This window comes from bacterium (assembly GCA_020440705.1).
Taxonomy (GTDB): Bacteria; Krumholzibacteriota; Krumholzibacteriia; order LZORAL124-64-63; family LZORAL124-64-63; genus JAGRNP01.
The window spans coordinates 1-4804 of record JAGRNP010000190.1; the positions used below are offsets into that span (position 1 = coordinate 1).

The following is a 4804-nucleotide window of genomic DNA, read 5'->3' on the forward strand; positions in this document are numbered from 1 at the left end:
ATCGGCGCGTCGGCAGCCGGCGCGGGTTCGTCGACGGCGACCGGCTCGGGGCCGCCGCCCGTGGTGGTCACGATCTCGTCCAGGAGCGCGTCCGGGTCGTCGGGCACGCTGGCGGCCCGGCGGCCCGCCGAACGCGGCTTCACGCCCTGAAACCCGGTGGCGATGACCGTCACCTGCAGGGTGTCGCCCATCTCCTCGTCGTTGCCGTAGCCGAAGATGACGTGGGCCTGCGGGCCGGCGGCATCCTGGATGTACTGCATGGCCGCGGCCGTGTCCTGCAGGCCGACCTCGCGGCCGAGCACGTTGACCAGCACGGCCTGGCTGCCCTTGATGTCGATGTTCTCGAGCAGCGGCGAGTTGATGGCGGCCTGTGCGGCCTCGACGGCGCGGTTCTCGCCCTCGGCCCGGCCGGTGCCCATCATGGCCTCGCCCATGTCCTTCATGACCGTGCGCACGTCGGCGAAGTCGAGGTTCACGTGGTCGTGGCGCGAGATGATCTCGTAGATGCCGCGCGTCGCGTCGTACAGCACGTTGTCGGCGATGCGGAAGGCCTCCTGCATCGACGTGCTCGGCGGCACGACCTCCAGCAGACGCTGGTTGGGAATGATGATCAGGGTGTCGACGGCCTCGCGCAGCCGCTCGATGCCGTCGAGGGCCTGCTGCTGTCGCACCTTGCCCTCGAAGAGGAAGGGCTTGGTGACGATGCCCACCGTGAGGGCGCCCTGGTTGCGGGCGATCTCGGCGATGACCGGCGCGGCGCCGGTGCCGGTGCCGCCGCCCATGCCCGCCGTCACGAAGACCATGTCGGCGCCGCTGAGGCTCTTCGCGATGGCCTCGCGGTCCTCCTCGGCGGCGGCCCGGCCGCGCGCGGGATCGCCGCCCGAGCCGAGACCCTTGGTCAGCTGGGCGCCGATCTGCATGCAGTTGTGGGCTGGGGAATCCTTGAGGGCCTGCAGGTCGGTGTTGACCGCGAGGAATTCGACCCCGGAAAGGCCGGCGGCGATCATGCGCCCGACGGCATTCCCGCCCGCGCCTCCGACGCCCGCCACCTTGATATCAGCCAAACGTTCGATCTCTTCGGCGTATTCGAACATCATGACACCCACTCCTCCCTGAGCTGGGTCGCCCACCCCTGTCCGAAGTCGCCTCCGGTGGCGAAGGTCCGTTTTCGCCGGCCGGTTCCGAACGGGGTGTTAAAAATCCGTCTTTTGTTAACTAGCACATGAAATGGGTCCCGCCAAGGGATATTTCGCGTCAATGGCCGCTTTTTTGGCCGTCTGGCGCGACGGGCGTCCGGACGCATCCGCGGAAATCAGGCCTCCGCCTCCATCGTCTCCCGCGACCCGCGCCGGAACATGCCCCGCAGCTTGCCGAGCAGCCCGCCCCCGCCCGGGCCCGGCACGTGGGCCTCGCCCTCGCTGAAGTCGCCGGCCGCCCACAGGCTCAGGCCCAGGACGGTCGCCCACTGGCCCCCGGGAAGGCGGTCGGCGCCGCGCAGCCGCACCGGCAGGTGACGCCGGCTGACGGGCAGGTCGAACACCTCTTCGCACAGCTGCCGGGTGCCGCGGCAGCGACTGCCGCCGCCGGTGAGCACCACGCCGGCGCCGAGATTGGCCAGCTCGCGCAGGTCGCCGAAGTCGCGCTTCACGAACGTGAAGATCTCCTCCACGCGCGGTTCGAGGATCGCGGCCACCAGGCCCGGCGTCTCCTCCGGTTTCGCCTGGTCGAAGAGGACGTCGATGGAGACCTCGTCGACGAGGCTGCGCAGCACGACGCCGCGCTGGCACTTGGTCTCCTCGGCGGTGGCGTGCGGGATGCGCAGGCCGTGGGCCAGGTCGCGCGTCAGGTGCTCGCCGCCGAGGGGCACCATGCCGTTGGCCACGATGGTGCCCTTGCGGTACACCGCCCAGTTGGTGACGAGCCCGCCGATGTCCACCAGCATGACGCCCTTCTCGCGGTCCTCGGCCGTGAGCAGGGCCTCGGCGGTGGCGAGCACGTCGACCTCCTCGCCCAGCGGCTTGTACTTGGCCGTCTCGATGGCGTTCTCGATGTTGTGCAGCACGCTGCGCGAGCCGGTGATCAGGTGGGCCTGCATCTCGAGCTGGCTGCCCACGCGGTTCAGCGGATCGACGATGCCCTTGACGCGGTCGACGGCGAACTCGACGGGCGTGACCGTGAGGATCTTGTGGTCGAAGGGGATGGCCATGCCGCGGGCGCGGTTGCGCACCTCGTCCACGTCCCCCGGCCGGATGGGGCGCGGTCCCGGCCCGATGGGCACCGAGGCCGTGGCGCGCACGCTGCGCAGGTGGGAGCCGGAGATGTTGTAGGTGAACCCGGTGACGAAGATGTCCGAGTCCTTCTCCAGGTCGAGGATCGTGCGGGCGATGCAGCGGCTGCCCGCGGCGAGGTCGACGAAGTCGCCGTCCTGGAAGCCCTCCGCCTCGCGCACGGCGTGGCCGACGATCTCCAGGTCGCCGTTGGGGAAGACCTCGGTGACGAGGGCGCGGAACGTTGTGGTGCCGAAATCGCAAGCGACGATCAGTCGTCCCTGACTCATGCCGGTTCCCTCCGGGTGATTCAGCGATGCGGGCGCACGGTGATGCGGTCCTTGAATCGCAGGTCGTAGTCCAGGCCGGGTTCGAGATGGTCCCGGGCCGTCATCCAGCGCTGCAGGCGCGGGCCGAACTCCTCCCGGCCCACCAGCAGCTTGCCCTGCTCGTCCTGCAGGACGATAGCGTATCCCTCGGGCTCGACAACCACGAAATCGACGGGCGAGACCGCCTCGAGCCCCGCATCCTCCATGGCCGAAACCAGTTCCGCCACGCGGGCGGCATCGGCTTCGTCCAGGCGCCAGGGCCCCGCGCTCCCCGCGCGGACGGGCGACACCCCCACGAGCACCGGCAGCGCGGGCGCCACCAGCGCGGCGGGAAACGGCAGCACGCGACCGTCCTGCACCAGCACCAGGTTCTCCTCGCGCACCCCGTCCAGCACGTGGGGCGCGAGCAGCAGCCGCGGCGACCACTCGCGGAACTCGACCTCCAGCCCGTCGGGCAGGCGCCGCACCACGCGCACGTCGCGCACCCAGGGCAGATCGCCGATGCGCGCGGCCACGGCGTCGGTGTCGACGGTCCAGATGTTGCGGCCGAGGAATTCGCCGAACGCGGCCTCGAGCTCCTCGGCGGTGGTGAAGCGGTAGGCGCCCGACGCGATGCGCTCGACGGCGAAGAACGGCGATTCCAGGGCCCACCAGGCGATCCCGGCCAGGACGAGGAGGGTCAGCAGGCCGGCCGCCGCGCGCACGAGCACGGCGCGGCGCGAGCGCTGCGGCCCGCGGCGCACGGCGAAGTCGGGTCGGCGGGCGCCGCCGGCGAGGAGACCGCCCGGTCCGGCCGCGAACATCAGGGCGCCTCCCGCGCGGCGAGGTGGGCGCAGAGCGGCGCGACCTGGCGGCCCACGTCGCCGGCGCCCAGGGTCAGGACGAGGTCGCCCGCCCGCACCGCCGCATCGAGCCAGGCGCCGATGTCCTCGTGCCCGGCCAGCAGTTCGACCTGCGTGACGCCCTTGCCGCGCAGGCCGGCGGCGATGACCTCGCTCGCCGCGCCGGCGGCGGGCGCCTCGCCGGCGGCGTACACCGGCAGCAGGCCGACGCCGTCGGCGCCGGCCAGGGCGTCGGCGAACTCGGCGGCGAACTGCCGCGTGCGCGAGTAGCGGTGGGGCTGGAAGAGCACCTTCACCGGGCGCCCGAACTGGCGCGCGACCGCCATGATGGCCAGCACCTCGGTGGGGTGGTGGCCGTAGTCGTCGATGACGAGCACGCCCCCGTGCTCGCCGTGCTCCTCGCAGCGCCGGCCCACGCCCTGGGTCCCGGCCAGTCCGGCGGCGATGGCCGCGAAGGGCACCCCCAGCTCGAGCCCCACGGCCACGGCCGCCAGGGCGTTCTGCAGGTTGTGGCGCCCCCGCAGCATCATGCGCAGCGGGCCCAGTTCCTCGTCGCCGCGCCACACCACGGCCTCCTGGCCCGTGGCGTCGGTGACGATCGTGCCCGGATCGGCCCGCACCTCGGCACCGGGGCTCAGGCCGTAGGTGACGACGCGGCGGTCGAGGTGCGGCAGCAGCGTCCGCACCTCCGGATCGTCCACGCACAGCACCCCCGTCCCGTAGAACGGCACCCGCGCCAGGAACTCGGCGAAGGTGCGGCGCAGCTCGTCCAGGTCGGCGTAGAAGTCGACGTGCTCGTAGTCGATGTTCGTCACCACGGCGATGGTCGGCGTCAGGTGCAGGAAGGTGCCGTCGGACTCGTCGGCCTCGGCCACGAGGTACTCCCCCCGGCCCAGCACCGCGTTGGTGCCCGCGGCGCGGATGCGCCCGCCCACGATCACCGTGGGGTCGAGGCCGCCGGCGCCGAGCACGGCGGCGACGAGGGTCGTGGTCGTGGTCTTGCCGTGGCTGCCGGCCACGGCGATGCCCGACTTGAGCCGCATGAGCTCGGCGAGCATCTCGGCGCGCCGGATGACGGGGATGCGCAGGGCCCGCGCCGCCGTCACCTCCGCGTTCGACTCGGTGACCGCCGACGAGCGCACGACCACGTCGGCGCCCCGGATGTGGGCCGGGTCGTGCCCGGTGAACACGGTGGCGCCCAGGGCGACGAGCCGGTCGGTGACGGGCGTCCGGTGCAGGTCGCTGCCGCTGACGGTGAAGCCGAGATTGAGCAGCACCTCGGCGATGCCGCTCATGCCCACGCCGCCGATGGCCACCAGATGGATGTGTCGGGTGTTGCCGAACACGGTGCGTCCTTTCTAGGTCC

4 protein-coding genes are annotated in these 4804 nt (G+C 72.0%); all 4 read right to left on the reverse strand.

What is annotated here, in order from left to right:
• Positions 1–1094: cell division protein FtsZ (ftsZ, locus tag KDM41_17245; protein ID MCB1185168.1), on the reverse strand; the 1094-nt coding region annotated here is incomplete at its 3' end.
• 218 nt (positions 1095–1312) lie between these two features.
• Entirely contained in the window at positions 1313–2557 is a 1245-nt protein-coding gene (gene ftsA / locus KDM41_17250; protein MCB1185169.1) for a cell division protein FtsA, read from the reverse strand.
• 20 nt (positions 2558–2577) lie between these two features.
• On the reverse strand, positions 2578–3399 hold the full coding sequence (locus KDM41_17255) for an FtsQ-type POTRA domain-containing protein (GenBank protein ID MCB1185170.1): 822 nt from the start codon (positions 3397–3399) through the stop codon (positions 2578–2580).
• Positions 3399–4784, reverse strand: a complete 1386-nt coding sequence (locus KDM41_17260) for a UDP-N-acetylmuramate--L-alanine ligase (GenBank protein MCB1185171.1) — start codon at positions 4782–4784, stop codon at positions 3399–3401. The genes KDM41_17255 and KDM41_17260 overlap by 1 nt, the downstream gene beginning before the upstream one ends.
• Positions 4785–4804 lie beyond the last annotated feature (20 nt).